General features: G+C 64.0%; 28 protein-coding genes. 18 read left to right on the forward strand and 10 right to left on the reverse strand.

The genetic code is table 11. The features are described from left to right. Positions 1-5 precede the first annotated feature (5 nt). From paaD to paaA, 4 genes are read right to left on the reverse strand one after another with little or no spacing between them, the layout of a single operon-like run. Positions 6-521 (reverse strand): 1,2-phenylacetyl-CoA epoxidase subunit PaaD, encoded by a 516-nt coding sequence (gene paaD, locus ACFQNJ_RS10900; RefSeq protein WP_382257054.1) that lies wholly within the window; start codon positions 519-521, stop codon positions 6-8. A 5-nt stretch (positions 522-526) separates the two neighbouring features. Then, on the reverse strand, positions 527-1,369 hold the full coding sequence (gene paaC, locus ACFQNJ_RS10905; RefSeq protein WP_382257057.1) for a 1,2-phenylacetyl-CoA epoxidase subunit PaaC: 843 nt from the start codon (positions 1,367-1,369) through the stop codon (positions 527-529). Continuing rightward, complete coding sequence (gene paaB, locus ACFQNJ_RS10910; protein ID WP_382257060.1) at positions 1,369-1,665, reverse strand: 1,2-phenylacetyl-CoA epoxidase subunit PaaB; 297 nt, start codon at positions 1,663-1,665, stop codon at positions 1,369-1,371. Before paaB ends, paaC begins: the two co-directional genes overlap by 1 nt. Further along, a complete protein-coding gene (gene paaA / locus ACFQNJ_RS10915) occupies positions 1,662-2,684 on the reverse strand; it encodes a 1,2-phenylacetyl-CoA epoxidase subunit PaaA (RefSeq protein ID WP_382257062.1) in 1,023 nt (340 codons plus the stop codon). Before paaA ends, paaB begins: the two co-directional genes overlap by 4 nt. Positions 2,685-2,875: 191 nt before the next feature. On the opposite strand from paaA, the gene ACFQNJ_RS10920 reads away from it, so the two are divergent. Then, positions 2,876-3,256, forward strand: coding sequence for a spore germination YkwD domain-containing protein (locus ACFQNJ_RS10920; protein WP_382257065.1), 381 nt, complete (start codon positions 2,876-2,878; stop codon positions 3,254-3,256). 30 nt (positions 3,257-3,286) lie between these two features. Here the strand turns inward: ACFQNJ_RS10920 and ACFQNJ_RS10925 are convergent, their stop codons facing one another. After that, positions 3,287-4,201 carry a 23S rRNA (adenine(2030)-N(6))-methyltransferase RlmJ gene (locus ACFQNJ_RS10925; RefSeq protein WP_374640243.1) on the reverse strand — a complete coding sequence of 305 codons (915 nt, stop codon included), beginning with the start codon at positions 4,199-4,201 and terminating at the stop codon, positions 3,287-3,289. A gap of 198 nt (positions 4,202-4,399) precedes the next feature. Here ACFQNJ_RS10925 and rplM point away from each other — a divergent pair, with 198 nt between their 5' ends. The 5 genes from rplM to erpA all read left to right on the forward strand — a co-directional run bounded on the left by rplM (position 4,400) and on the right by erpA (position 6,946). After that, positions 4,400-4,831 (forward strand): 50S ribosomal protein L13, encoded by a 432-nt coding sequence (gene rplM, locus ACFQNJ_RS10930; protein ID WP_374640242.1) that lies wholly within the window; start codon positions 4,400-4,402, stop codon positions 4,829-4,831. Positions 4,832-4,842: 11 nt separating this feature from the next. Continuing rightward, positions 4,843-5,235 carry a 30S ribosomal protein S9 gene (rpsI, locus tag ACFQNJ_RS10935; protein ID WP_374640241.1) on the forward strand — a complete coding sequence of 131 codons (393 nt, stop codon included), beginning with the start codon at positions 4,843-4,845 and terminating at the stop codon, positions 5,233-5,235. A gap of 111 nt (positions 5,236-5,346) precedes the next feature. Further along, positions 5,347-6,048 carry a DUF6776 family protein gene (locus ACFQNJ_RS10940; RefSeq protein WP_382257070.1) on the forward strand — a complete coding sequence of 234 codons (702 nt, stop codon included), beginning with the start codon at positions 5,347-5,349 and terminating at the stop codon, positions 6,046-6,048. 40 nt (positions 6,049-6,088) lie between these two features. Then, the gene (locus ACFQNJ_RS10945) at positions 6,089-6,487 is read left to right on the forward strand and encodes a bactofilin family protein (RefSeq protein WP_382257073.1); all 399 of its coding nucleotides are present in this window, start codon (positions 6,089-6,091) and stop codon (positions 6,485-6,487) included. A 93-nt stretch (positions 6,488-6,580) separates the two neighbouring features. Further along, positions 6,581-6,946: an iron-sulfur cluster insertion protein ErpA gene (erpA, locus tag ACFQNJ_RS10950; RefSeq protein ID WP_374640238.1), complete on the forward strand. Its 366-nt coding sequence runs from the start codon at positions 6,581-6,583 to the stop codon at positions 6,944-6,946. 87 nt (positions 6,947-7,033) lie between these two features. Here erpA and ACFQNJ_RS10955 read toward each other — a convergent pair whose 3' ends face one another. Further along, the gene (locus ACFQNJ_RS10955; protein WP_382257075.1) at positions 7,034-8,398 is read right to left on the reverse strand and encodes a M23 family metallopeptidase; all 1,365 of its coding nucleotides are present in this window, start codon (positions 8,396-8,398) and stop codon (positions 7,034-7,036) included. A gap of 230 nt (positions 8,399-8,628) precedes the next feature. On the opposite strand from ACFQNJ_RS10955, the gene tyrS reads away from it, so the two are divergent. From tyrS to ACFQNJ_RS10975, 4 genes are read left to right on the forward strand one after another with little or no spacing between them, the layout of a single operon-like run. Further along, positions 8,629-9,864, forward strand: coding sequence for a tyrosine--tRNA ligase (gene tyrS, locus ACFQNJ_RS10960; protein ID WP_382257078.1), 1,236 nt, complete (start codon positions 8,629-8,631; stop codon positions 9,862-9,864). Between the two features lie 10 nt (positions 9,865-9,874). Then, positions 9,875-10,816, forward strand: coding sequence for a cation diffusion facilitator family transporter (locus ACFQNJ_RS10965; RefSeq protein ID WP_382257080.1), 942 nt, complete (start codon positions 9,875-9,877; stop codon positions 10,814-10,816). A gap of 42 nt (positions 10,817-10,858) precedes the next feature. Then, a complete protein-coding gene (dtd, locus tag ACFQNJ_RS10970) occupies positions 10,859-11,311 on the forward strand; it encodes a D-aminoacyl-tRNA deacylase (protein WP_374640234.1) in 453 nt (150 codons plus the stop codon). A 5-nt stretch (positions 11,312-11,316) separates the two neighbouring features. After that, positions 11,317-12,303 carry a chorismate transformation FkbO/Hyg5 family protein gene (locus ACFQNJ_RS10975; RefSeq protein ID WP_382257083.1) on the forward strand — a complete coding sequence of 329 codons (987 nt, stop codon included), beginning with the start codon at positions 11,317-11,319 and terminating at the stop codon, positions 12,301-12,303. A gap of 7 nt (positions 12,304-12,310) precedes the next feature. Here ACFQNJ_RS10975 and ybeY read toward each other — a convergent pair whose 3' ends face one another. Together ybeY and ACFQNJ_RS10985 are read right to left on the reverse strand one after the other, a co-directional pair. After that, positions 12,311-12,772 (reverse strand): rRNA maturation RNase YbeY, encoded by a 462-nt coding sequence (ybeY, locus tag ACFQNJ_RS10980; protein WP_382257086.1) that lies wholly within the window; start codon positions 12,770-12,772, stop codon positions 12,311-12,313. A 16-nt stretch (positions 12,773-12,788) separates the two neighbouring features. Next, positions 12,789-13,766, reverse strand: a complete 978-nt coding sequence (locus ACFQNJ_RS10985) for a PhoH family protein (RefSeq protein ID WP_374640231.1) — start codon at positions 13,764-13,766, stop codon at positions 12,789-12,791. A gap of 34 nt (positions 13,767-13,800) precedes the next feature. Between ACFQNJ_RS10985 and ruvA the strand changes: the two genes are divergently transcribed. The 8 genes from ruvA to ruvB all read left to right on the forward strand — a co-directional run bounded on the left by ruvA (position 13,801) and on the right by ruvB (position 22,036). After that, positions 13,801-14,379, forward strand: a complete 579-nt coding sequence (gene ruvA, locus ACFQNJ_RS10990) for a Holliday junction branch migration protein RuvA (protein WP_382257088.1) — start codon at positions 13,801-13,803, stop codon at positions 14,377-14,379. Between the two features lie 268 nt (positions 14,380-14,647). Further along, entirely contained in the window at positions 14,648-16,603 is a 1,956-nt protein-coding gene (locus ACFQNJ_RS10995; protein WP_382257090.1) for a hypothetical protein, read from the forward strand. A 64-nt stretch (positions 16,604-16,667) separates the two neighbouring features. Then, entirely contained in the window at positions 16,668-17,624 is a 957-nt protein-coding gene (locus ACFQNJ_RS11000) for a glycosyltransferase family 2 protein (protein ID WP_382257093.1), read from the forward strand. Further along, a complete protein-coding gene (locus ACFQNJ_RS11005; RefSeq protein ID WP_382257095.1) occupies positions 17,596-18,603 on the forward strand; it encodes an NAD-dependent epimerase/dehydratase family protein in 1,008 nt (335 codons plus the stop codon). Before ACFQNJ_RS11000 ends, ACFQNJ_RS11005 begins: the two co-directional genes overlap by 29 nt. Further along, positions 18,600-19,712, forward strand: a complete 1,113-nt coding sequence (locus ACFQNJ_RS11010) for a DegT/DnrJ/EryC1/StrS family aminotransferase (protein WP_382257098.1) — start codon at positions 18,600-18,602, stop codon at positions 19,710-19,712. The genes ACFQNJ_RS11005 and ACFQNJ_RS11010 overlap by 4 nt, the downstream gene beginning before the upstream one ends. After that, the gene (locus ACFQNJ_RS11015; protein WP_382257101.1) at positions 19,709-20,080 is read left to right on the forward strand and encodes a GtrA family protein; all 372 of its coding nucleotides are present in this window, start codon (positions 19,709-19,711) and stop codon (positions 20,078-20,080) included. Before ACFQNJ_RS11010 ends, ACFQNJ_RS11015 begins: the two co-directional genes overlap by 4 nt. Positions 20,081-20,087: 7 nt before the next feature. Next, positions 20,088-20,837, forward strand: a complete 750-nt coding sequence (locus tag ACFQNJ_RS11020; RefSeq protein WP_382257103.1) for a class I SAM-dependent methyltransferase — start codon at positions 20,088-20,090, stop codon at positions 20,835-20,837. Between the two features lie 146 nt (positions 20,838-20,983). Beyond that, positions 20,984-22,036, forward strand: coding sequence for a Holliday junction branch migration DNA helicase RuvB (gene ruvB / locus ACFQNJ_RS11025; RefSeq protein ID WP_374640229.1), 1,053 nt, complete (start codon positions 20,984-20,986; stop codon positions 22,034-22,036). Here the strand turns inward: ruvB and ACFQNJ_RS11030 are convergent. Both ACFQNJ_RS11030 and ACFQNJ_RS11035 read right to left on the reverse strand, forming a co-directional pair. Beyond that, entirely contained in the window at positions 21,985-23,766 is a 1,782-nt protein-coding gene (locus ACFQNJ_RS11030; RefSeq protein WP_382257106.1) for a lysoplasmalogenase family protein, read from the reverse strand. The genes ruvB and ACFQNJ_RS11030 overlap by 52 nt on opposite strands. A gap of 67 nt (positions 23,767-23,833) precedes the next feature. Beyond that, on the reverse strand, positions 23,834-24,472 hold the full coding sequence (locus ACFQNJ_RS11035) for a histidine phosphatase family protein (RefSeq protein WP_382257109.1): 639 nt from the start codon (positions 24,470-24,472) through the stop codon (positions 23,834-23,836). Positions 24,473-24,489: the final 17 nt, after the last annotated feature.

Here is a 24,489-nt window from a genome sequence, read left to right on the forward strand (position 1 = left end):
CGGCTTCAGTATGGTTTGAAGTAATCGAAGGGTTCCAGGCAGTCCAGGCAGCGGTACAGCGCCTTGCAGGCCGTGGAGCCGAAAGGGGCGCTCTGCGTGGTGTGGTGCGAGCCGCATTGCGGGCAGGGCACATCCACCGGCTTGGCCGCATGGCGGCTGAACTGCAACACACCCGCTTGTGATGCCGGCTGGCTGCCGCACTGCGGCGGCGCGATGCCGTAGGCACGCAGCTTTTCCTTGGCGGCCTCGCTCATCCAATCGGTGGTCCAGGCCGGCGAGAGCTGGGTCACCACGCGTCCGGGCAGGCCGGCGGCACGCAGCGCGGCCACGATGTCGTCCTCGATCTGGCCCATGGCCGGGCAGCCGCTGTAGGTGGGCGTGATGACGACTTCCGGTACGCCGTCGCCACCTTCCCGAACCTCGCGCAGGATGCCCAGTTCGCCCAGGCTGATGACCGGAATCTCCGGGTCCGCCAGGTGGGCCACGGCCTGCGCGACCGCCTGCAGCGATGCCTCGGTCATCTCCATCACCAGACGGCGGTCGGATGGGCGCGGGCCAGGCTTTGCATCTCGGCCAGCAGAAAACCCAGGTGCTCCGAATGTACGCCCACATGGCCTTGCGCGACGTAGCCCTGGTGTGGCTGGTCGTGGCGCGTCAGCGTGGCCTCGGCCAGCGTCTCGTTGACCAGCGTGTTCCAGTCGTCGCGCAGCGCGGTGATGTCCACGCCGGTGCCATCCTGCGCCGCGGCGCGCTCGGCCGGGCCGGGCTGCCAGAAGGCCTCGCAGAAGGGCAGCAGGTGGTCGACGGCGGCCTGGGCGCGGCGGTGCGACTCCTCGGTGCCGTCGCCGAAACGCACCAGCCAGTCGCCAGCGTGCTGCAGGTGGTAGCGCACTTCCTTGAGCGACTTGGCCGCGATGCCGGCCAGCTGCGCGTCCTTCGACGCCTGCAGCCTGTCCCACACCAGCACCATCAGCGCGCTGACCAGGAAGTTGCGGGCGATGGTCACCGCATAGTCGCGCTCGCTGACCGCGTAACCCACCAGCGGGCCGTGGTGCGGCAGCTCCATGACGGTGTGGTTGCGGAACTCGGAGGTGTCGCGGAAGTAGGCCAGCGTGTCCTCGGTCACGCGGCCGTCCTGCCTGGCGCCCTGCAGGTGCGCGAAGCGCTGCGCCAGCGCCGCGTCGCCATTGATCTGGTCGGCCGCATGCTGGTAGAGCAGGCGGGCCTGGCCGATCAGGTCCAGGCTGTTGTTGGCCAGGGCCAGATCCTCTTCGAGGATGGGACCGTGCCCGCACCACTCGGCGTTGCGCTGGCCCAGCACCAGGGCGTTGTCGGCCAAGTGCAGAACGTAGTCGATCGGCGCCTTCATCACATGTGCCCCACTTTGTCCGGGATCTCGTAGAAGGTCGGGTGGCGATACACCTTGTCGGCCGCCGGGTCGAAGAAGCTGTCCTTGCTGTCGGGCTCACTCGCCGTGATGGCGATCGAAGGCACGACCCAGATGCTCACGCCTTCCTGGCGGCGGGTGTAGATGTCACGCGCCATCTGCAGCGCGTGGCGCGCGTCGCTGGCGTGCAGGCTGCCGCAGTGCTTGTGTTCCAGGCCCTGCTTGCTGCGGACGAAGACCTCCCAGAGCGGCCATTCCTTGAGTGCGGGCGTGTTCATGCGGCCTCCTTCTGTTGGCGCTGCTGCTGTTTGCGGGCGTGGGCAAGGGCGGCTTCGCGCACCCAGGCGCCCTGTTCGTGGGCCTTGACGCGGGTGGCCAGGCGCTCCTTGTTCATCGGGCCGTGGCCATTGACCGTGGCCCAGAACTCGTCCCAGTCGATCTGGCCGTAGTCGTAGTGGCCGCGTTCGGCGTTCCACTTCAGGTCGGGGTCGGGCAGCGTCACGCCCAGCACTTCGGCCTGCGGCACGGTGGCGTCGATGAACTTCTGGCGCAAGTCGTCGTTGCTGATGCGCTTGATGCCCCAGCGCATGCCCTGCACACTGTTGGGGCTGTTGTCGTCCGGCGGGCCGAACATGGCCAGGCACTTCCACCAGTAGCGGTTGACCGCGTCCTGCACCATGGCCTTCTGCTCGGCCGTGCCCTGCATCATCACCAGCAGGGCCTCGTAGCCCTGGCGCTGGTGGAAGCTTTCTTCCTTGCAGACGCGGATCATGGCGCGCGCATACGGGCCGTAGCTGCAGCGGCACAGCGGGATCTGGTTCATGATCGCCGCGCCATCGACCAGCCAGCCGATCACGCCCACGTCGGCCCAGTTGAGCGTCGGGTAGTTGAAGATGGAGCTGTACTTGGCCTTGCCTCTGTGCAACGCGTCCAGCATCTGGTCGCGGCTGGTGCCCAGGGTCTCTGCCGCCGAATACAGATAGAGACCGTGGCCGCCTTCGTCCTGCACCTTGGCGATCAGGATGGCCTTGCGTTTGAGGCTGGGCGCGCGGCTGATCCAGTTGCCCTCGGGCAGCATGCCGACGATCTCGCTGTGGGCGTGCTGGCTGATCTGGCGCACCAGGGTCTTGCGATAGGCCTCTGGCATCCAGTCGCGCGGCTCGATCTTGCCGTCGGCGTCGATCACGGTGTCAAAGTGCGCCTGCAGCGCGGCGTCTTCGGCGCGGATGGGCGTGGCGCCGGTCTTGGGTGCGCCCTTGGCGTCCCCATCGGCGACAGAGAAGGATTGGGTGTACATGCGCGTCTCCTGGACCCGCCACGCGGGGTAGATGCGCAGTATAGATAATTAACCGACCGATCGGTTGGTTAATTCAGGGCAAAACCCTCAGGGTTTGTCCGGTGTGGTGCCCCTGCCCACCATCAGGGATCCTGTTTGTGTCTAAGCTCACCCAAACGCATGATACACCTGGTTACAAAATGGCTGCACTCATGCTTCTGGGCGCGACACTGATGTCCGGCTGCGGCTGCGGCTGCGGCTGCGGCGGCGGCTGCGGCGGCGGCGGCGGCGGGGACAGTGACGTGCTGCCCCCGCCAGTAGCCCAGGGCCGTATCGCGATGGATGCATCGACCGCCTGTGGTCTGCCCGATTTCCAGGGCGAGGCGCTGCGCCAGATCAACCAGGCCAGGAGCCAGGCGCGTCTGTGCGGTGACCGGGCCATGGCGGCCGCGGCACCGGTCCGCTGGGACGGTCGTGTGTTCTCGGCGGCCGCCGGTCATGCGCTAGACATGGCGGCCGACAACTACTGCGCGCGCAACACATCCAGTCAGTACGGGTGGTACTGGGACCTGGTGCTGGCCCGCCCGTATTGAGCGTCCCTCAGAGCGCCTTTCGGCGACCTCTCAGGCCGACGCCTCCAGCGTGAAGCCCTTGCCACGTCCCCGTCCCAGGACGGCCAGCAGAATGGGCAGTGCCTGCTCCAGCCCGCCTTTGAGGGTGTGCGGCGCATTGATCACGAACATGCCGCTGGCCGTCAGGCCCTGCCGCTCATCGGGCCCCAGGTCCGGCTTCTGCCCGATGTTCAGGGCGGCGTGCACCCAGCTGCGGCCCGCATTGTTGGCCAGGGTCTTGAGCCGGCGGGGCAGATCGTGCGCCTCTGCGCGACCGATGATCGGGTACCACACCACGTAAGTGCCGGTCGGAAAGCGTTTGATGCTGTCCTGGATGGCGCTGGTGACCCGGCCGTAGTCGCTCTTGATCTCGTAGCTCGGGTCGATCAGGACCAATGCCCGCCGTGAACCGCTGGCCGAAGGTGGCGGAGGCAAGAGGGGTTTGAGGCCCTCGAAACCGTCCTGGCGGGTGACGGTGATGGCGCGCCCGGCGTCGAGCTGCGCCATGTTGGAGGACAGGGTCTTCCCATCGGTGGGGTGCAGCTCGAACAGGCGCAGCCGGTCGCGGGACTCGTGGCGCATCAGTCGTTGCATCACGAAAGGAGAGCCCGGGTACACCCGCAGGCTGCCTGACGGATTGAAGCCCGCGACCAGGTCCAGGTAGTCGTCCAGCAGGGGGCAGGACGCGACCGCCTTGCCCTCGGCCGGCCGCAGGGCGCCCATCAGCCGGACAATGCCGTCGGCCGCCTCGCCGCCCTTGTCGGTGAACTCGCTGTCCAGCCGGTACAGCCCGGCGCCGGCGTGGGTGTCCACCAGGGTGATGGACGGCTCCTTGAGCATGAGATGGCGCAGGGTGGCGATCAGGATGGTGTGCTTGAGCACATCGGCGTGATTGCCCGCGTGGAAGGCGTGTCGGTAGCTGAACATATCCCGGTGATGGTACCGTCCGGCGGGCGAAAACGGTAACAACTTGCTTGCCGGCCATCGTTTTTCGTACAATGGAGGGCTTCGCAGCGATTTTTCGGCTCCGCGGCGAAGTCTCCACCCCACCTAAGAGTCTTCCGCCAGAGAAGGTCCGACCGTGGAAAAGAGCCGGCCAAACCCCTTCGTTTGAAGAGAAAACTCATGACCAAAACGTTCAGCGCCAAACCCGCTGACGTGAAGCACGAGTGGTTTGTGATTGACGCGACCGACAAGGTCCTCGGACGAGTTGCCAGTGAAGTGGCTCTCCGACTGCGCGGCAAGCACAAGGCCATCTACACGCCTCACGTCGATACCGGTGATTACATCGTCATCATCAACGCTTCCAAGCTGCGAGTGACGGGCACCAAGAACACCGACAAGATGTACTACCGTCACTCGGGCTTCCCGGGCGGTATCTACGCCACCAACTTCCGCGACATGCAGGCCAAGCACCCTGGCCGCGCGCTCGAGAAGGCCGTCAAGGGCATGCTGCCCAAGGGTCCTCTGGGCTACGCCATGATCAAGAAGCTCAAGGTGTACGGTGGTGCCGAGCACCCCCACACCGCCCAACAGCCGCAAGTGCTGGACATCTGAAGGAGCCTCTGATGATTGGTGAATGGAACAATGGCACCGGCCGTCGCAAATCCAGCGTCGCCCGCGTGTTCCTGAAGAAGGGTACCGGCAAGATCACGGTCAACGGCAAGGACATCGAACAGTTCTTCGGCCGCCAGACCTCGATCATGATCGCCAAGCAGCCCCTGGTGCTGACCGAGAACGTCGAAACCTTCGACATCCAGGTCAACGTCCACGGTGGTGGTGAATCCGGCCAGGCCGGCGCGGTGCGCCACGGCATCACCCGCGCCCTGATCGACTACGACGCGAACCTCAAGCCCGCGCTGTCGCAAGCCGGCTTCGTCACCCGCGATGCCCGTGAAGTCGAGCGTAAAAAGGTGGGTCTGCGTTCTGCACGCCGCCGCAAGCAGTTCAGCAAGCGCTGATCCTGTGGTCACCGGCTCTCCGGAGCCGGTTACGCGAAGAACCGCCCCTTGGGGCGGTTTTTTGTTGGGCGCGTGCGGCGGGATACACTCCACCCCTCTTGCCTGACCACCATGAGACTCCGCCTCCTACGCCGACGCCTGACCGTCAGCTCCCCCAGACTGGCCATCCGCAGCACCCTGCCCTGGCCCGTGCGCTGGCTGTTGGCCGCGGTGGTCCTGGGGTTCTCTGCCGCCATCGCCCTCTGGGCCTTCGAGTTCGGCAAGGGCATCGCCGGCGTGCGCGGCCAGACCACCGAAGAGTTGACCCGCCTGCGTCAGGAGGTCAGTGTGCTGCGTCAGGAGTTGTCGGAAGCGAGGTCCATTGCCAACACCGCCGAGAGTCTGCTGACCGCCGAAAAGGTGGCCCAGGAGCAACTGGCATTGCAGCTGCGTCAGGCGCAGGCCGACAACCAGGCATTGCGCAATGACCTGGGCTTCTTCGAGCGGCTCATTCCGGGGTCGGGTGGCGACGACCTGAGCATCCGTGGATTGCAGGTCCAGGCGCTGACCGACACCCAGCTGCAATGGCAGGTGCTCATGATCCAGGCGCGAAAGAATGCGCCCGACTTCCAGGGTGTTCTGGAGCTGACGGTGCACGGCACCCTCAACGGACAGCCCTGGCAGGCCAGCATGGCCCCCAGAAAAGTCGTGGTTCAGGGTTACCTTCGTCAGGACGGACTCATGGACCTGCCGGCGGGCGCCGTGGTAAAAACCGTCACCGCCCGCCTCAGGCAGGGCACCACCGTGCGATCCGAGCACACGGTCCGCTTGTGACCGCACCCTTGCGGTCGGATCTGCCTTCCGGAGCCAACACATGTTCAACAAGAAAAAACAGCCCCCCATCAAAAGCCTGATCGCCCAGGGCACCTGCATCCGCGGTGACGTGAGCTTCAGCGATGGCCTGCGCGTCGATGGTGAGGTGGTTGGAGACATCCGCGCCGAAGGCGCCGGTGGCAGCCTGCTGGTCGTCAGCGAGTCGGCCAGAGTGACGGGTCGCATCCATGCGGATCATGTCATCATCAACGGAGCGGTTCAGGGCCCGGTCATGGCCGGGGAATTGCTCGAACTTCAGCCCAAGGCCCGGATCGAAGGAGATGTGTCCTACAAGGCCTTGGAAATGCATCAGGGAGCCACCATCAGCGGCCAGCTTCAGCCGGTCAAGGCCGACCCGGTGGACAAACCCCCACTGAAATTGCTGGCAAACGGCGGTTGACAGGCATTTCCGACGCCTTTGCTATACCATTCCAAGTCATCGGACTGTTCGTCCGCCGAATCCGTTCACGAGTTCCATCCACCGAGGTTTCCCATGAGTGCCCTTGCCGAAGCTGTTCAGACCGATATGCCCGCACCGCTGATCTTCACCGACAGCGCCGCATCCAAGGTGGCCGAGCTGGTGGCCGAGGAAGGCAATCCGGACCTGAAACTCCGGGTGTTTGTCCAGGGCGGCGGCTGCTCGGGTTTCCAGTACGGTTTCACCTTTGACGAGGTCGTCAACGAGGACGACACGCAGATGTCCAAGAATGGCGTGACGCTGCTGATCGACGCCATGAGCTACCAGTACCTGGTCGGTGCCGAAATCGACTACAAGGAAGATCTGGAAGGCGCGCAGTTCGTGATCAAGAACCCCAACGCCACCACCACCTGTGGTTGCGGGTCAAGCTTCAGCGTCTGACGATTCGCTCGGTCGGATCCAAAAAAAGAGCGCCGAGGCGCTCTTTTTTTGTGGCCGACAGATCCCGTGGGGTGTCTGTCGGCTGGCTCACTCGGCGCTGGCCTGCTGGACCGCAGCGGCGGCATCCAGCTTGAGGCGTTGGGCGGCGGCCACCTCATCGAAGCTGGCACGCAGGTGGGCCTGCAAGGGAACGCTCTCGCTCTTGCGGGCGACTTCCAGCGGGTCCATGTGCTGGCCCGCGACCTTGAACTCCAGATGCAGGTGAGGGCCGGTGGAGGCGCCGGTGGATCCCACTGCGCCGATGAAATCACCCTGGTTCACTTTTTGTCCTTTGCGCACGTCGATGCGGCTCAGGTGTGCGTACAAGGTGGATTTGCGATCGCGGTGCTGGATTTCGATCACATTGCCGTAGCCACGCTGCCAGCCGGCGAAACTGACGACGCCATCGCCGATGGTTCGCACAGGGGTTCCCGTGGGGGCCGCGTAGTCCACGCCCAGGTGGGCCTTGCGTTGGCCGGAAATCGGGTGAAAGCGCATGCCGTAGCCACTGCTGACGCGGGAGAACTGCAGGGGAGAGGCCAGGAAGGCGCGCTGCGCGCTCTGGCCATCGAATCCATAGTACGCACCCTTGGCGCTGCCCGGTGCCTCAAACCAGACCGCCTCGTGGGCCTTGCCATCGTTGACGAACTGGGCGCTGAGGATGCGGCCGGGCCGCATGGCTTCGCCGTCGGCCTCCAGCACTTCATACACCACACTGAAGCGGTCTCCCTGGCGCAGATCCCGCCGGAAGTCGATTTCCGAGGAGAAGATCTCGGCAATCTGGATGGCCACACTGTCGGGCAGGTTGGCCGCATCGGTGGCCGCAAACAGCGAGCTTCGAATGGTGCCGCTGGCCAGACGTGCCGAAGCGGTCAACTCGCCAGACTCCAGGCGGCTGGACCAGCCACCACTGGCCGTGCGCTCCACGATCAGCCGGTGGAAGACGCGTTCGTCGTTGGGTAACCAGCGGGCCACCAGTCGGGTCAGCTCATGCCGGTCGTTCGTCTCTGCCGTCACAGTCTTGCCGGGGCGGGCAGAAAACAACTGCCGGGCGGTGCTGTCGCTGCGCAGGAACGCGCTGGCGGAAGCGTCGTTCACGCCCAGGCGGGCCAGCAGGGACTGGGCGGTGTCGTCTCGCCGCACGGTATCGCTGCGGTACAGCGTGAACGCATGGTCTTCAGGCAGCGAAGCCAGCGCCGGCAGGGTGAGAGCCGGTTCGGTGATCCGCTGGACGGGCAGCTCGGCAGCGTCCGGTGCCAGTGGGGCGATGCCGAAGGCGGTGACTCCCGTGCCAAGCAGCAGCACACCGACGGAAGCCATGATGGCCCGTGAGTGGGTGCCGAGAGCCAGCGCGATGCGCTGTGACAGGGTGGTGGTCGCCAGGGGCGTCTGGTTCGGGTGTCGGTCGCTCAATTCAGGCCTTCATCGCCACGCCACCCCGTCGGTGTCGTCAGCGTCAATCGGATTGCATCAATGGTGGGAGACGTGAACGGGCCCGGGGTTCCACAGGCAAGAGTGATCGGTGCAGCAGCAGGTGTTGCGCCAAGACCACTAGAATCCACGCTAATCCCCAAAAGTATAGCCAGACCAAGGGCTTTCGCATATGCAATTACCCTGATCCGGCGCCCTGGAAGGCAAACAAAATGATTCAAGATGTAGCCGGGTCGACCCCCGAACTGACCGACGGCGTGCGCCATGCGCTGGAAGTGAGCCTGCGTGGCTGCGACGAGCTGATTCCGCAGGACGACTGGGTGAAAAAGCTGACCAGGTCGGAGAAGACCGGGGTGCCGTTGCGCATCAAGCTGGGGCTGGATCCGACGGCGCCGGACATCCACATCGGCCACACGGTGGTGCTCAACAAGATGCGCCAGTTGCAGGATCTGGGACACCAGGTGATCTTCCTGATCGGCGACTTCACCAGCCTGATCGGCGACCCGTCGGGCCGCAACAGCACCCGCCCGCCGCTGACGCCCGAGCAGATCAAGGCCAACGCCGAGACCTACTACCGGCAGGCCAGCCTGGTGCTGGACCCCACGAAAACCGAGATCCGCTACAACAGTGAGTGGTCGCTTCCTCTCGGATCCATGGGCATGATCCAGCTGGCGGCCAAGTACACGGTGGCGCGCATGATGGAGCGCAACGACTTCCACGACCGTTTCAAGGCGGGTACGCCGATCAGCGTGCACGAGTTCCTGTACCCGCTGATGCAGGGCTACGACTCGGTGGCGCTCAAGAGCGATCTGGAACTTGGTGGGACCGACCAGAAGTTCAACCTGCTGATGGGGCGTCACCTGCAGCAGGAGTACGGTCAGGAACCGCAGTGCATCCTGACCATGCCGCTGCTCGAAGGGCTGGACGGTGTCGAGAAGATGTCCAAGTCCAAGAACAACTACATCGGCATCACCGAGGACGCCAACACCATGTTCGCCAAGGTGCTGTCGATTTCGGACACGCTGATGTGGCGCTGGTACACGCTGCTGTCCTTCAAGTCCCTCGCCGAAATCGAGGTGCTGAAGAAGGAGGTCGAGGGTGGCCGCAACCCCAAGGACGCCAAGGTGATGCTGGCCAAGGAGATCACGGCACGCTTCCACAGCGTGGCGGCGGCCGACGCGGCCGAGCAGGACTTCATCAACCGCAGCAAGGGCGGCATTCCGGACGAAATTCCCGAACTGTCGCTGTCCGGCGCGCCCATGGGCATCGGGGCCTTGCTCAAGCAGGCCAACCTGGCCCCGTCCAGCAGCGAGGCCAACCGCCTGATCGATGGTGGCGGCGTGCGCATCGATGGTGGGGTGGTCAGCGACAAGGGCCTGAAGCTGGCGGCGGGGACTTTCGTGGTCCAGGTGGGCAAGCGCAAGTTCGCCCGGGTGACCCTGTCCTGATGGCGCGGCGATGACCCGCGCGCTTGCCTGGCTGACACCACGCCGCCTGCTGGGGGCCTCGGTCGTGGCGGCGCTGGCCACCATCGCCCTCAAGACCCTGGCGTGGTACGTCACGGGGTCCGTGGGGCTGCTCTCGGATGCGCTGGAGTCCCTGGTCAACCTGGCCAGTGCAATCTTTGCGCTGGTGATGGTGACCATCGCCCAGCGCCCTGCCGACGATGACCATCCCTATGGCCACACCAAGGCCGAGTATTTCTCCAGCGGTTTTGAGGGCGTCCTCATCTTTGGGGCTGCGCTGGCGATTGGCTGGACCGCCATTGACCGTCTGATGGCCCCCCAGCCGCTGGAGGCGCCTGGCCTGGGGCTGAGCCTGTCGGTGCTCAGTGCCGCCCTCAACGGCGGCCTGGCCCTGGTGATGCTGTGGGCCGCCCGCCACCACCGTGAACGCGGCGTCACCGGCGGAGAGGCGGTGGAAGCCGATGCCAGACACCTGATGACCGATGTCTACACCACCGGCGGTGTCCTGGTGGGGGTGGGCCTGGTGTACGTGACCGACTGGCTGTGGCTGGATGCGGTGGTGGCCCTGATGGTGGCGGCCAATATCGTGCGCGAGGGCGTGCACCTGATGAAGCGCGCCAGTGACGGCCTGATGGACCATGCCCTGGAGCCCGAACTGCAAGACCGCATCGACGACGTGCTGGCCGGGTTCCTGGACCCTGCGCAACCGGAGCTCCTGCGGTTCGATCACGTGATCACTCGGCGGGCGGGGCAGCGTCGGTACGTGGATCTGCACATGCACCTGCCGCCCAACTGGTCGCTGCGCCGGGCAGCCACCTTGCGGGGGGACGTGGAGCAGGCGCTGATGACTGCGGTACCTGGGCTGCGGGCCAAGATCGAGCTGCTGCCGGGCGACGTGGAAGCCCGTTTCCATGAGGAACAGGATGACTGCTGACGCTGGCCGCATGACTGGCGGTGTTTGGAGAGGGAGACAGCCATGATGGCGTTGTTGCAGCGCGTGCGCGAGGCTCGCGTGGAGATTGCCGGAGAGACGGTCGGCTCGATCGGTCAGGGTCTGCTGGTGCTGGTGTGTGCCGAGCCCGACGACACACCGGCGGTGGGCGAGCGCCTGCTGTCCAAGATCCTGAAGCTGCGCATCTTTTCCGATGAAGCCGGGAAGATGAACCGCAGCGTGCAGGACGTGGGGGGTGGTCTGCTGATCGTCAGCCAGTTCACCCTCGCCGCCGACACGCGTGGCGGCAACCGGCCCGGGTTCACCGGCGCCGCCGCGCCGGCGCTGGGCGAGTCCCTGTACGACCAGTTCGTCGCGCAGGCCAGGGCCTTGCACCCGGTGGTGGCCACCGGGCGGTTTGGCGCCGACATGCAGGTTCATCTGGTCAACGATGGCCCTGTCACGATTCCGATGCGGATGGGTCAGGCCGGGGCTTGATGACCATGGGCTTTCTGACATTCAACGTGGGAGGTGACCTTTCGGACATCGACACATCGTGCATCCTCGGCGGCTTCGGTCTGGGGCTGACTCCCGCAAACGTCCCTTGGCCCATGCAGTGGCTGGGGGTGCCCGTCCACGGCGAGACCACGCAAGGCTGGCAAGAGGGTTGGGTCGCCGATCGTGCGGTCGCATCAGGCGTTCGGGATGGGATCCGCTGGCGTCGGCATGAAGGTCTGCTCTTTGGCCTCATCGAGTTGGCCGAAGCTTCTCCTCGGGTGATTGGCGGACTGGAGGCGCTGACCAACGACGCTTACCACCGACTGTTTCGCCTGCTGGATGAGCAGGGCCTGCCGCACCTGTGGCGGGTCTGGAACTACATGGCCGATATCCACGGTGACGCAGAGACGCTGGAGCGTTACCGGCAGTTCAATCGCGGACGCGCCCGCGCATTCGAGCAGGCGGCACGCAGCGTGACGGGTCAGGTGCCTGCGGCCTGCGCACTGGGTGTGGCCCGAGGGCCCTTGAGCATCGCCTTCCTGGCCGGGGCCGTGCCGGTGCAACCCGTGGAGAATCCAAGGCAAATCAGTGCCTGGCGGTATCCGGCCCAGTACGGTCCCCAGAGCCCGACGTTTTCCAGGGCGGTGCTGGCTCGGCCGCCGGGGCAGGAATGGTTGATGATTTCAGGCACGGCCAGCATCGTGGGGCACGAAACCGTGCACCGCGGTGACGTGCTTGCACAGACCCGGGAGACCTTGGCCAATATCGAGGCGGTGGTTGCGCAGGCCAATCGGCTCGCCCAGGCGGGCCCGTTCACGTTACCTGAATTGTCATACCGTGCCTACGTGCGACAGCTTGAGGACATGCCGGAGGTGTCCCGGTTGCTGGCGCACGCCCTTGGAGGTGCCTCGGTGGTCTGTGTGCAGGCGGATGTGTGCCGCGAGGATCTGCTGGTCGAGGTGGAGGCCATGGGGTGGCACCCCTTGGCTTGAGCGGGGCTCAGCGGCTGGCGTAAGGATTGGCGATGCCCAGTCCTGCCAAGATGTCGATTTCCCGCGCCTCCATGGCCTCGGCGTCGGCTTCACTGGTTTCGTGGTCCCAGCCCTGCGCGTGCAGCGTGCCATGCACCAGCAAATGGGCGTAGTGGTCGGTCAGGGTCTTTCCATGTTCCTGTGCTTCCCGGGCAATCACCGGCGCGCACAGTACCAGGTCGGCCATGACCACCGGCTCCGCGGCGTAGTCGAAGGTCAGCACATTGGTGGCGTAGTCCTTGTGGCGGTAGTCGCGGTTCAGTGACTGGCCTTCCTCGGCATCGACGATCCGCACGGTGATCTCCGCATCGGCTTCCAGGGCATGGCGGATCCAGCGGGCGACCTTGTGGCGAGGCAGGGCTGCCCGGTGCGGCGCAGGGTCTTGCAGGTGACCGAATTGCAGGGACAAAGTGAGCTGGGGCAAGGGCATGGGATTCCTTTGTCGATCAGGCCGCATGGCGGCGGCTGCGGCTGGCTGGCGCCACAGCGTCCTCGCCGCCCCGTGCGTCGTAGGCATCGACGATCCGCGCCACCAGCGGGTGGCGCACCACATCGGCGCTGGTCAGGCGGTTGAAGGCCACGCCCTGAATGCGTTTGAGAACGCGCTCCGCATCGATCAGGCCCGACAACTGGGTGCGCGGCAGATCGATCTGGCTCACGTCGCCGGTCACCACCGCCTTGCTGCCGAAGCCGATGCGGGTGAGGAACATCTTCATCTGCTCGGGTGTGGTGTTCTGTGCCTCGTCCAGGATGACGAAGGCATGGTTGAGCGTGCGTCCGCGCATGAAGGCCAGCGGAGCGATCTCGATCTGCTGGCGCTCGAATGCCTTTTGCACCTTGTCGAAACCCATCAGGTCGTACAGCGCGTCGTACAGCGGACGCAGGTAGGGGTCCACCTTCTGGCCCAGGTCACCAGGCAGAAAGCCGAGTTTCTCGCCGGCTTCCACCGCCGGACGCGTGAGCACGATCTTCTGGACCGCGCTGCGCTCCAGGGCATCCACTGCACAGGCCACCGCCAGGTAAGTCTTGCCGGTGCCGGCCGGGCCGATGCCGAAGGTGATGTCGTGGCTGGCCATGTTTTCGAGGTAGCGCGCCTGGTTGGGCGTGCGCCCGCGCACTTCTCCACGGCGCGTCTGCATGGCCACGGCTTCCACGCCGTCGGGGGGGAGGGCGGTGTCGCCGGCCAGCATCAGCTGCACCTGTTCCTCGGGGATGGGCTTCTTGGCCATCTCGTAGAGGGCTTGCAGCACCTCCAGCGCCTGATTGGCCTTGGCCTTGGGGCCTTCGATGCGGAACTGCTCGAAGCGGTGCGCGACCTTGACTTGCAGCGCCGCCTCGATGCTGCGGATGTGGCTGTCCATCGGACCGCACAGGTGGGCCATGCGCTCGTTGTCGGGCGGGGAGAAGGTGTGTCTGAGGATCAAGCCGATAATCCGCGTGAATGGAAGGAATCTCCCAATGATAGGCAAGTTGACCGGCGTCCTGCTGGAAAAGAATCCGCCGCAGATCCTGATCGATTGTCACGGCGTCGGCTATGAGGTGGACGTGCCCATGAGCACGTTCTACAACCTGCCGGCGTCCGGCGAGAAGGTGTCGCTGTTGACCCATTTCGTGGTGCGCGAAGACGCGCAGATCCTTTTCGGATTCGGCAGCGCCGGCGAGCGCGAGGCGTTCCGTCAGCTCATCAAGGTCAGCGGTGTGGGGCCGCGCACGGCTCTGGCGGTGCTTTCTGGCCTGTCGGTGACCGAGCTGGCCCAGGCCGTGACGGCCCAGGAAGCGGGTCGGATCGTCAAGGTGCCGGGCATTGGCAAGAAGACCGCCGAGCGCCTGCTGCTGGAACTCAAGGGCAAGCTGGGTGCCGAGCTGCCGATGACCGCAGGCGCGGCAGCGGTGGGCGACGCTGCGGGGGATATCCAGCAAGCGCTGATGGCCCTGGGCTACAGCGAAAAGGATGCGGCCGCTGCCCTGAAGGCCTTGCCGGCCGGCGTGGGAGTGAGCGAGGGCATCAAGCTGGCGCTGCGGGCGCTGGCTCGTTGACGAGGACCAGGTGAAGGCGGCGGGAACACCCAATTGAGTTCCGGCATCAGCGAGCGCCAGCTTGGCTGCTATAGTGGTGCTCTTGTGGTGAATAATTGATAAGCAAACAAATATCCACAGTAGCACCTCAGCTCAGATGGTAGAGGAATCATCTGGCTGTGTAGAACAAGAAAGTGTAAAGATTTTGTAAATGCTTCGAGGGGCTACCGCCAGCTTGCTTGCGCTGGCGATTCTTGGGTGGATCTACTCTGCAGACGGAGTTGTCAAGTTGACAACTCTTGCGTTGCTGTGGGTGGCGATTTCTGTCGTCTTGACCGTGGGACGGTGTGTGTGTTCTTGGGTCGGATGGAGAAGTGATCCTGGCCAGCTGCCGTTTGTCGACCTGATCACCGGGTACGTCGTCACCAGCGTTTTCCTGTTTGGAATGGTGTTGGCATTGCCTGGTGGCTTGACTGTATGGGCTGCGGCGCTCGCTGTTGGAGCGTGGTTGGTTGGCAAGGCGCTGAGGGCAGGTCGGTCACCTTCTCCTCGTCCAGAGGTGGCCGATTCTCGGGACCACTGGGCAGACTGGATTGCACTGTTGTTGGCCATGGTGGCCGCCACCGTCTGGAGTCACGAGGCACGGCAGTTGCCCGACCCGAATGTGTCGCCGCTTGTCTATCAGGTCTGGCAGGATGTGTTCTATCACGCCCGGCTGATCAGCGCGTTTGGACAGGCCAGCGGGCATGAGACGCTGTTTCACATCAGCGATGCCACCCAACCCTTGGCGGTCTACCACTATGCCACCTATCTGCTGCCAGCTCTTGTTTACCAGGTCACGGGGCAGACCGCAGTCAGTCTGTATGTGTCTTTGCTGTTGCCGTTCGGGGTGTTGCTCTGCGCCCTGAGCGCCTATGTACTGGTCAGGAACTGGTTTGGCGCCGGGGCCGGCCTTGCTGCCCTGCTGGCGGTTGTTTTTCTCCCCGATGCATTCGCCCAGGGCTTCGCCAACAAGCACTACAGCTACTACTTCCAGATGCTGGTCAATGTGGCCACCCCCTACGGCTTGGCGTGCGTGGCCTTGTCATGGGTGTTCATGTTTCGGGGGTGTCGGACCGGGTCTGTCCGCCACGTGCTGTTTGCCTATCTGCTGGGTGTGTTGCTGGTGTTCTTCAAGGCGCATCTGTTCTTCGCGAACTCCCTGTTTCTCATGCTCTACCCGATGATCCAGTTTCCAGGATTGAGGGCATGGCAACGCACAGTCCTGTGCATGGTTGCTGTTGGGGCATTCGTGGGCACCATTGCCCTGGCCCAAGGGCTGGAGACGGTGCCCTATCTGGCGCTGGATGGTTCCGGTGTGCATGTCCATTTCAGGAATTTGAATCACTACACCTCAGGCAGTCCGCTGAAGGACTGGCTGCGCCACCAGTACCAGGCAAATGGTCAAACGCCATTCGTTTACGGGTTGGGCGCAGCTTTCCTGTTGGCCTACGCGTTCGGACTGCTTTGCGTGGTCTTTCTGCTGGCTCTTGTGCTCATTCGCTGGTACGGCAAACGGGAAACGGAAGACCGCCATGTCGGATGGATTCTGGCTGTCTTCATCGGCTGGTTGCTGTCGGCTCTCTTTCTTTCAGGGGACATCCGCCGTATCGGAACCGTGGATGAGCTGATCCACAGGCCTTTTGTGTGGGCGTACTTTCTGGTGGCTGCGTGGAGCGCGGGCGCCTTGTACTTCGTCATCTGGGGGAAGGGCTATCCGCGCACGTTTCGGGGGGGGGTGCTCGCCATCTCTATCTGCGCGGCCGCCACGGTGATGCTGTGGCAGCAAGCCCCAGGGTTGCAGGTGTTTCCCCATTGGAAGCCAGGCTATCGGGCCATCATGTCCTTTGATCGCTGCGCCCTGCAACTGGCCGGGCACATGCGCACACACCGCCGGCCGAACGACCTGTTTCTGGCCTCCGGTGGCGACAAGTGGTACTTCTACACGGCCCATGCAGAGATGCAGATTTATGCAGGACGGAGTATCTACGGCCCGACCCGTTCGGCCAGACCTGATGTGCTCCGAGAGGTTGATGCGCTGATGAGGATGAACACCGAAGCGCAGGTGCTTGACTTTCTGCAATCACGTCATATCGGTTGGTACATCAAAGACCCTTACAGCCAACTTCAATGGCCTGACTCGATGGCGAGATTTCGGGTGATGGATTGCGGCGGGCACGAGTTGTATGCCATCCCTGGTGCGTGACCGGCATGTGGGGAGGCCCTGAGGGGTTCTGAATCAACGGAGCGAATTCAATGGAGCGAATGAAGTGATCGTCAGTATCGTGATTCCCGTTTACAACGGCGCATCAACCATCGGACGTTTGGTGGACACGCTGCATGAGCAGCTTTCGCACCTTTACGAGCTGGATGTGGTGCTGGTCAACGACGCCAGTCCTCGCGACAACTCGGCCGAGGTCTGCGAGGCGCTCGCCCGACAGCACACCTGGATCACGTTCCTGGACCTGTCGAGGAACTATGGTGAACACAATGCGGTGATGGCCGGTCTGAACCACTGTCGTGGTGATGTCGCCGTGATCATTGACGATGATTTCCAGAATCCGCCTTCTGAAGTCATCAAGCTGATCAATGAGATCGAGAAAGGCTACGACGTGGTCTTCTCCCGCTACGAGAAGAAGCAGCACCATTTCCTGCGAAATCTCGGCAGCCGCTTCAACAACCTGGTCGCCAGCTGGCTGATCAACAAGCCATCCGACCTGTATCTGTCCTCGTTCAAGATCATCAATCGCTTCGTGATCGATCAGGTGACGTCCTACCAGGGGCCTTACCCTTACCTGGATGGTTTGATCCTGCGCGTGACGCGCCGCTACTCGCAGGTGACCCTGCAGCATTTGCCCAGAGCAGAAGGTGAGTCCAACTACACCTTGCGAAAGCTGGTGTCTCTGTGGATGAACATGGCGTTCAATTTTTCAATCATGCCTTTGCGGCTGATCGGCATGGTGGGCTTGTTCATGGCGGCACTGAGTGCGTTGGGCGCCTTGTATGTGGTGGTCGAAAAGGTTCGCAACCCGGCGTTGCCCATCGGTTGGGCATCGATCGAGATTTCCTTGCTGGTGCTGGCGAGCCTGTTTCTGGTCACGCTGGGTTTCGTGGGCGAATACGTCGGCCGCGTGTTCATGATGGTCAATCGGTTGCCGCAGTTCACTGTTCGACGTCATGTCATCCAAGGGAAGGTGTATGGACACAAGCCGCCAGAATCCCGCTGAGCAGTTTGCCGATCGCAGGGTGCTGATCACCGGTGGGCTGGGTTTCATCGGCAGCAACCTGGCCATTGCACTGGTCAAGGCGGGCGCGCAAGTCACGCTGCTGGACGCACTGATTCCGGAACACGGCGGCAACTGGTTCAATATCGAGCCGGTGAAAGGGCGTGTGAAGGTCAACATCAGCGACATGCGTGACCAGCATTCCCTGAATCAGCTGGTCAAGGGGCAGGACTATGTGTTCAACCTGGCCGGTCAGGTCAGTCATGGGGACAGCATGCGCGACCCCCAACTGGATCTGGGGGTGAACTGCGTCTCCAGCATGAACTTGGTCGAGGCCTGCCTCAAACACAATCCGACCGCGAAGCTGATCTATACCTCCACCCGTCAGGTCTACGGTGTACCCCAGTTCCTGCCCGTGACGGAGGATCATCCGGCGCTGCCCATTGATGTCAATGGCATCAACAAACTGGCGGCAGAGTACTATCACCTGCTCTATCAGCGTGCGTACGACCTGAAGTCCACGGTGCTGCGTCTGACCAACACCTACGGCCCGCACCAGCAGATCCGGAACAACCGTCAGGGCTTCATCGGTATCTTCATCCGGCAGGCGCTGCTGGGTGAACCTATCCGGGTGTTCGGAACCGGTGATCAATTGCGCGACTACAACCACGTGGATGACGTGGTGGACGCGTTGATGCGGGCCGCACTTTGTCAGGAATGCTACGGCCAGGTGTTCAACCTGGGCGCGCCCAGGAGCTACTCCGTCAACGATCTGGTCCTGATGCTGCACAAATGCACCGGCGTCAGCTATGAGACGGTGCCCTTCCCGCAGGACAAGAAGTCGATCGACATCGGCGACTACTACGGCAACTATGAGCGTTTCTCGCGCCTGACAGGTTGGCATCCCCGCATCGATCTTGCCGAGGGCGTGCAGTCGACGCTGGACTTTTATCGGAAACATCCCAAGGAGTATTGGAAATGACGGCAGTGCCGGTGTTTGACTATGGTGAGCAATACCGATCGATTGCCACCGAAATCGGTGATGCGATGACGCAGGTGCTGACGTCGGGGCAACTGGTTCTGGGTCCTCAGGTGGCCCGTTTCGAGAAGTCCTTCGCCAGCTACCTGGGCGAGGGGGTTTCCTGTGCGGGTGTGAACAGCGGAACGGATGCCCTGGTGGTGCTGTTGATGGCGATGGGCATCGGCCCGGGCCACGAGGTCATCACGGTGTCCAACACGGCGGTTCCGACGGTCAGTGCCATTCGTCTGGCTGGTGCCACACCGGTCTTCTGCGATGTGGACCCCAGGACCGCCCTCATGGATCTCGGACAGCTCGAACAGCACATCACCCCCTCCACCCGGGCGGTTATTGCTGTGCACCTGTTCGGCAACATGGTGGACATTCCCGCCTTGCGCCGCCTGCTGGGAGACAGGTCGATCAGGATCATTGAAGACTGCGCCCAGTCCCATGGCGCCAGGCTCAATGGACAGATGGCAGGCACGCTCGGGGATGCCTCCGCGTTTTCCTTCTATCCGACCAAGAACCTGGGTGCGTACGGGGACGGCGGGCTGTGTGCCAGCCACGACGAGAAGCTGATTGCCGAGTGCAAGAAGGTCCGGATGTATGGCTTCGAGCAGACCTACTGCTCTGTACGCGAGGGGCTCAACTCCCGTCTGGACGAATTGCAGGCGGCGGTGCTCAACGTCAAGCTGCCGCACCTGGCGGACTGGGTGAACCGTCGGCGTGAAATCGCCACCTGGTACGACGAGTCGCTGCCCGGGCAGCTGCAGCGAATGGTGCCCAACCAAGGTGTCGATCATGCCTATCACCTCTACGTGGTTCGATCATCCCAGCGGGACCGCCTGAGGGCGGCGCTGTCCAGCATGGGGGTCGGCACAGGCATCCACTATCCGCACCCCATTCACCGGATGCCCGGGTATGAGTGGATGGGCATGGGTGAAGGGAGCCTTCCGGTGACCGAGATGCTGGCGCGAGAGGTGCTGTCTCTGCCCATGTACCCGGAGCTGGGTCGTGAACGTGCCCAATTGGTGATCGATGCGGTCAACCGTGCGGTGAGCGAACTTTCATGAAGCGCTTCTGGCGCTTTGTCGTGGCGGGCGCTTTCAACACCGGTCTGGGGTACCTCCTGTTCATCGCCTGTGTGCAGCTGGGCATGGACTATCGGGCTGCCTTGGCCATCGAATACGCGGTGTGCACTTTCATCGGTTATGCGCTCAGCCGGTTCTGGACGTTTTCGGATGCCTCCGAGGCGCGCCACACCTTGCCCAAGTACGTCATGACCTACGTGCTTGTCTTTGCGCTCAACAGCATCATGTTGATGATGCTGGTGGAAAGCGGTTTGCTGGGGCCCATTCTGGGACAGTTGCTGATCCATGTCGTCATCGTGCTGACCAGTTTCCTGATGCAGCGGCACGTGGTGTTCAAACGAACTGCCTGAATCAGACATGCTGGACCGGGAGGACGAGTACCGCAAGATGGCCGAGTGCGAGCGGGACCACTGGTGGTACCGCAACCTGCACGACCGTTGCCTGCGAACGATTGCCGATTTCTTTGCTGCAAAGTCACCCCGGATCCTGGACGCTGCCTGCGGAACTGGCGGACTGCTGCTCAAGCTCAAGGGTGACGGTCACGATCAGTTGCATGGATTTGATCTGTCCCCCACTGCGGTGGCCCGCGCCCGCGCCGGTAACCTCGATGTGGTGCAGGCTGATCTGCGTGACTTGTCCCGCGTCTTTCCGACGGTGGTCTTTGATGTGATCGTCTCGAACGACAGCCTCTACTTTCTCGGGGACAAAGAACAAGAGGCGTTTGTCCGGACGTGTCACGATCGCCTGCACACAGGGGGTGTTCTGATCATGAATCTGCCGGCGCGCGCGGCGTTCTCCGGGATGCATGATCGCGCGGTGGGCATTTCGCGCCGGTTTGAGCCGGAAGATGTCGCCCGCCTCGCTGAAACGGCCAGTTGGGACATCGTTGGCCATCAAAGCTGGCCCATGCTCTTGTCGCCACTGATCTTTGCTGCACGGACCGCACAGCGGATGCGGTTGGGGTCCTCATCCGATGTCGTCGTGTCGGATGTGCGCATGCCTCCTGATTGGGTGAATGCTCTGCTGTACCGACTGACGAGTCTTGAGCGTTTCTGCCCAGGTACCGGCTACGGTTCGTCCATCTTTCTTGTGTTGAGGAAGCGCTAACGCACGGGCCAGCGCAAAAGATGCCCGGTCCTCGTCCGGTCGAGGTGCCGGGGTTGCGTTCACCAAGCGCTTGAGAACTTTCGCGGTGATTCACGCGTGAAGGTATAGTCATCGCCGATCCCTGCATCAGTGAAAGACCGACGCCTGTGACCATCCAGACCGATGACTTTGCGCCCGCTCCGCGGGTGGTGTCTCCCGTGGCCTATTCGCCCAAGGAGGAGGCCATCGAGCGTGCCCTGCGACCCAAGCTGCTGGACGAATACGTGGGCCAGCAAAAGGTGCGCGAGCAGCTGGAGATCTTCATCGGCGCGGCCAAGAAGCGCGCCGAGGCGTTGGACCATGTGCTGCTGTTCGGCCCGCCGGGCCTGGGCAAGACCACGCTGAGTCACATCATCGCCCAGGAACTGGGCGTGAACCTGCGCCAGACCAGCGGACCGGTGCTGGAAAAGCCCAAGGACCTGGCGGCACTGCTGACCAACCTCGAACCGAACGACGTGCTGTTCATCGACGAGATTCACCGCCTTTCACCGGTGGTGGAGGAGATCCTCTATCCCGCGCTGGAGGACTACCAGATCGACATCATGATCGGCGAAGGGCCGGCGGCGCGCAGCATCAAGCTGGACCTGCAGCCCTTCACCCTGGTGGGTGCCACCACCCGTGCCGGCATGCTGACCAATCCGCTGCGCGATCGCTTTGGCATCGTGGCCCGGCTCGAGTTCTACACCCCGGCCGAGCTGCAGCGCATCGTCACCCGCAGCGCCGGCCTGCTGAACGCGCCCATCGACGCCGAAGGCGCGTTCGAGATTGCGCGCCGCAGCCGGGGCACGCCCCGCATTGCGAACCGCCTGTTGCGCCGCGTGCGTGACTTTGCCGATGTGAAGGGCGATGGCCGCATCACGGCCGACATCGCGGGCCGCGCACTGACGATGCTGGATGTGGACCCCGAAGGCTTCGACCTGATGGATCGCAAGCTCCTGGAGGCGGTGATCCACCGCTTTGACGGCGGCCCCGTGGGGTTGGACAACATTGCAGCGAGCATCGGCGAGGAGCGCGACACCATCGAGGACGTGATCGAGCCCTACCTGATCCAGCAGGGCTACCTGCAGCGCACGCCGCGCGGGCGCACCGCCACGCTGGCGGCCTACCGTCACCTGGGTGTGGCGCCGCCCGCAGCCGAGGGCGGGTTGTTCGGGGCCTGAACGGCTCTTTTGACCCGCTCGCTGCGCAGTATGCCCCCGACGATCAGGCACTGCGCGGCGTAGTAGGTCGACAGCACCCAGACCGGGGAGGCCGACAGGGGCGTGAGGAAACGGTTGACGGCCAGCAGGGTGTCGCTGATCACAAAGGCGATGGCCCCGGCAGCGACGAGCCAGGACGCGGTGTCACGGAGCTGCAGGGCGCGCCCGAGCGCCTGTGCGGCCATCAGCGCGATGACGGTTGCATAGATCGCCACCGGTACTCGCAGGGCGCCGGGTAGCCCCCCCGCCCAGAGCACGATCACCATCACCAGGGCGTACCCGAGGGCCAGCACCAGAATTCCGCGCGATGACCACCAGGACACGCCTTGGCCAAACAGGACGATGTAGGCCAGGTGAGCCAGCAGGAAGGCCACCAGGCCGGGGATGAACAGGCCTTCAAGCATCAGAAACACATCGCCGGCCAGCGAACCGGCCAGGGCCAGACCCAGCCAGAGGGCTGCGGCTCCTCGCAGGCGACCCGAGCCCCAGGCCTGGGCGACCAGCAGCAGGGCCAGCACCATGGCGGCGGGTTTGAAGAACAGGTGGGCCTCGCGCCAACCGTCGGCCGCGGCCGCCATCGACAGCGCCCCGGCCTCGATGACCAGAGCCTCCAGCGGCAGCAGGCGGCCCTGCATGACGGCCCCCACTGCCCAGAGGCCGGCCAGCAACACACCGAACCAGACGGCGCTGCGCGACAGCGGCCAGTTTTCGGCGTGCCAGAGGAACAGCGCCACGCCGCCCAGCAGGGCGAGGAACTGGAGGGCCGAGAACCATTGCAGGCCGGGCGCCATGGGCGTTTCGAAGCGCTGCAGACGGGCCGGTTCGAAAGGCGTGGCGGGTTCGACCGCAGCCAGATCGGCGGGCCGCCAGCCAGGTGGCTTGAACCACACGCGCAGCTTGTCGCCCCGACGGCGGGTGCGCCAGCTGTCCCGTGCCAGTGCCGCGTACACCTCCAGGTTGGCCCACAGCGGGTCCCAGCTGCGCAGCGGCTTGCGGGTGCCGTAGACGCAGGGGTTGGTGGGATCCTCGTCGGTGAAGGTGCCGAACAGTCGGTCCCACAAGATCAGGATACCGCCGTAGTTCTTGTCCAGGTAGGCGTCGTTGACCGCATGGTGGACCCGGTGGTTCGAAGGCGACGCAAAGACCCGGTCGAACCAGCCCAGCCGGCCGATCTGCTGGGTGTGGATCCAGTACTGGTAGAGCAGGTCGACCAGCGCGACCACGGCAAACACCAAGGGAGGCACCCCCACCACCGCCATCGGCACGTAGAAGATCCAGCCCAGCAAGGCGCCGCTGCTGGTCTGGCGCAGCGCGGTCGAGAGGTTGTAGTCCTCGCTCTGGTGGTGCACCACATGGGCCGCCCAGAACACGGCACTTTCGTGTCCCAGGCGGTGGTGCCAGTAGTAGCAGAAGTCGTAGAACAGCAGGGCCAGCAGCCAGCCGGTCCAGTGGTTCCACAGCGCGGCATCAGGAAAGATCGCCACGGTGCTGAAGATGGCGGTGTAGATGCCCACCCGCAGCAGCCGGGTGAACACGGCGCTGATCTGGCTGAGCATGCCCAAGCCAATGCTGGTGATGGCATCGGGCAGGCGGTAGGTGTTGTGGCCGCGCGCGCGGCCGATGGCGAACTCCAGTCCGATGAGCAGCAGGAAGACCGGGGTCGCCAGCACGATGATCTGGCTGGACGTCATCCGCGCATTGTGGTTCGCGGTGGTACCGATGGGGCTCGGCAACAACCCTGATAGGCGTCCGTCCTCCTTAGGCGCTCTGTTCGTCCAGCCCGGCGTCCTGGAGGTGTGTGGTGTCAGCCCAGCCCACCAGGCTCAGTCCTTCGGGGCTCCAGAGCAGGCGGTTGACGGCCGTGTTGGGCAGTTCCCAGGTGCGGGGCGCCTGCAGATCCAGCCGGGTCGAGGCGCGGTAGAGGATGTCGAGCACGCCCCCGTGGGCCACGATCATGACCTGCTCGCCGGCATGGCGTGACGCCAGCGCCTGAACAGTGCTCACAATGCGCTCGCGCAGTTGCAACAGTGACTCCCCTCCCGGCGGCGCGAATTCCGGATGGCGCTTGCGCCAGGCCAGAGCCTCTTCGGGGTGCTGTGCCTCGATCTCGGCCCAAGTCAGCCCCTCGAAGCGGCCGAATCTTCTTTCCCTCAGCCCGGGGTGGGTCTGGACAGCCTGTCCCTGCAGGTCGGCCACGGCCTGGGCGGTCGCGCGGGCACGGCTGAGGTCGCTGGCATAGATGGCGGCCAGGGATTCGTCCCGCAGGGCCAGCGCCAGTCGCCGGGCCTGCAGGCGACCCTGGTCGTTCAAGTCGATGTCGGTGTGGCCCTGGATGCGGGTGTCGCGGTTCCAGGCGGTCTCGCCGTGACGCACGGCCAGAATGCGGGTGACTTGCACGGTCGGGTCCTGACGGG

Source organism: Hydrogenophaga bisanensis (assembly GCF_042665135.1).
Classification (GTDB): Bacteria; Pseudomonadota; Gammaproteobacteria; order Burkholderiales; family Burkholderiaceae_C; genus Hydrogenophaga; species Hydrogenophaga bisanensis.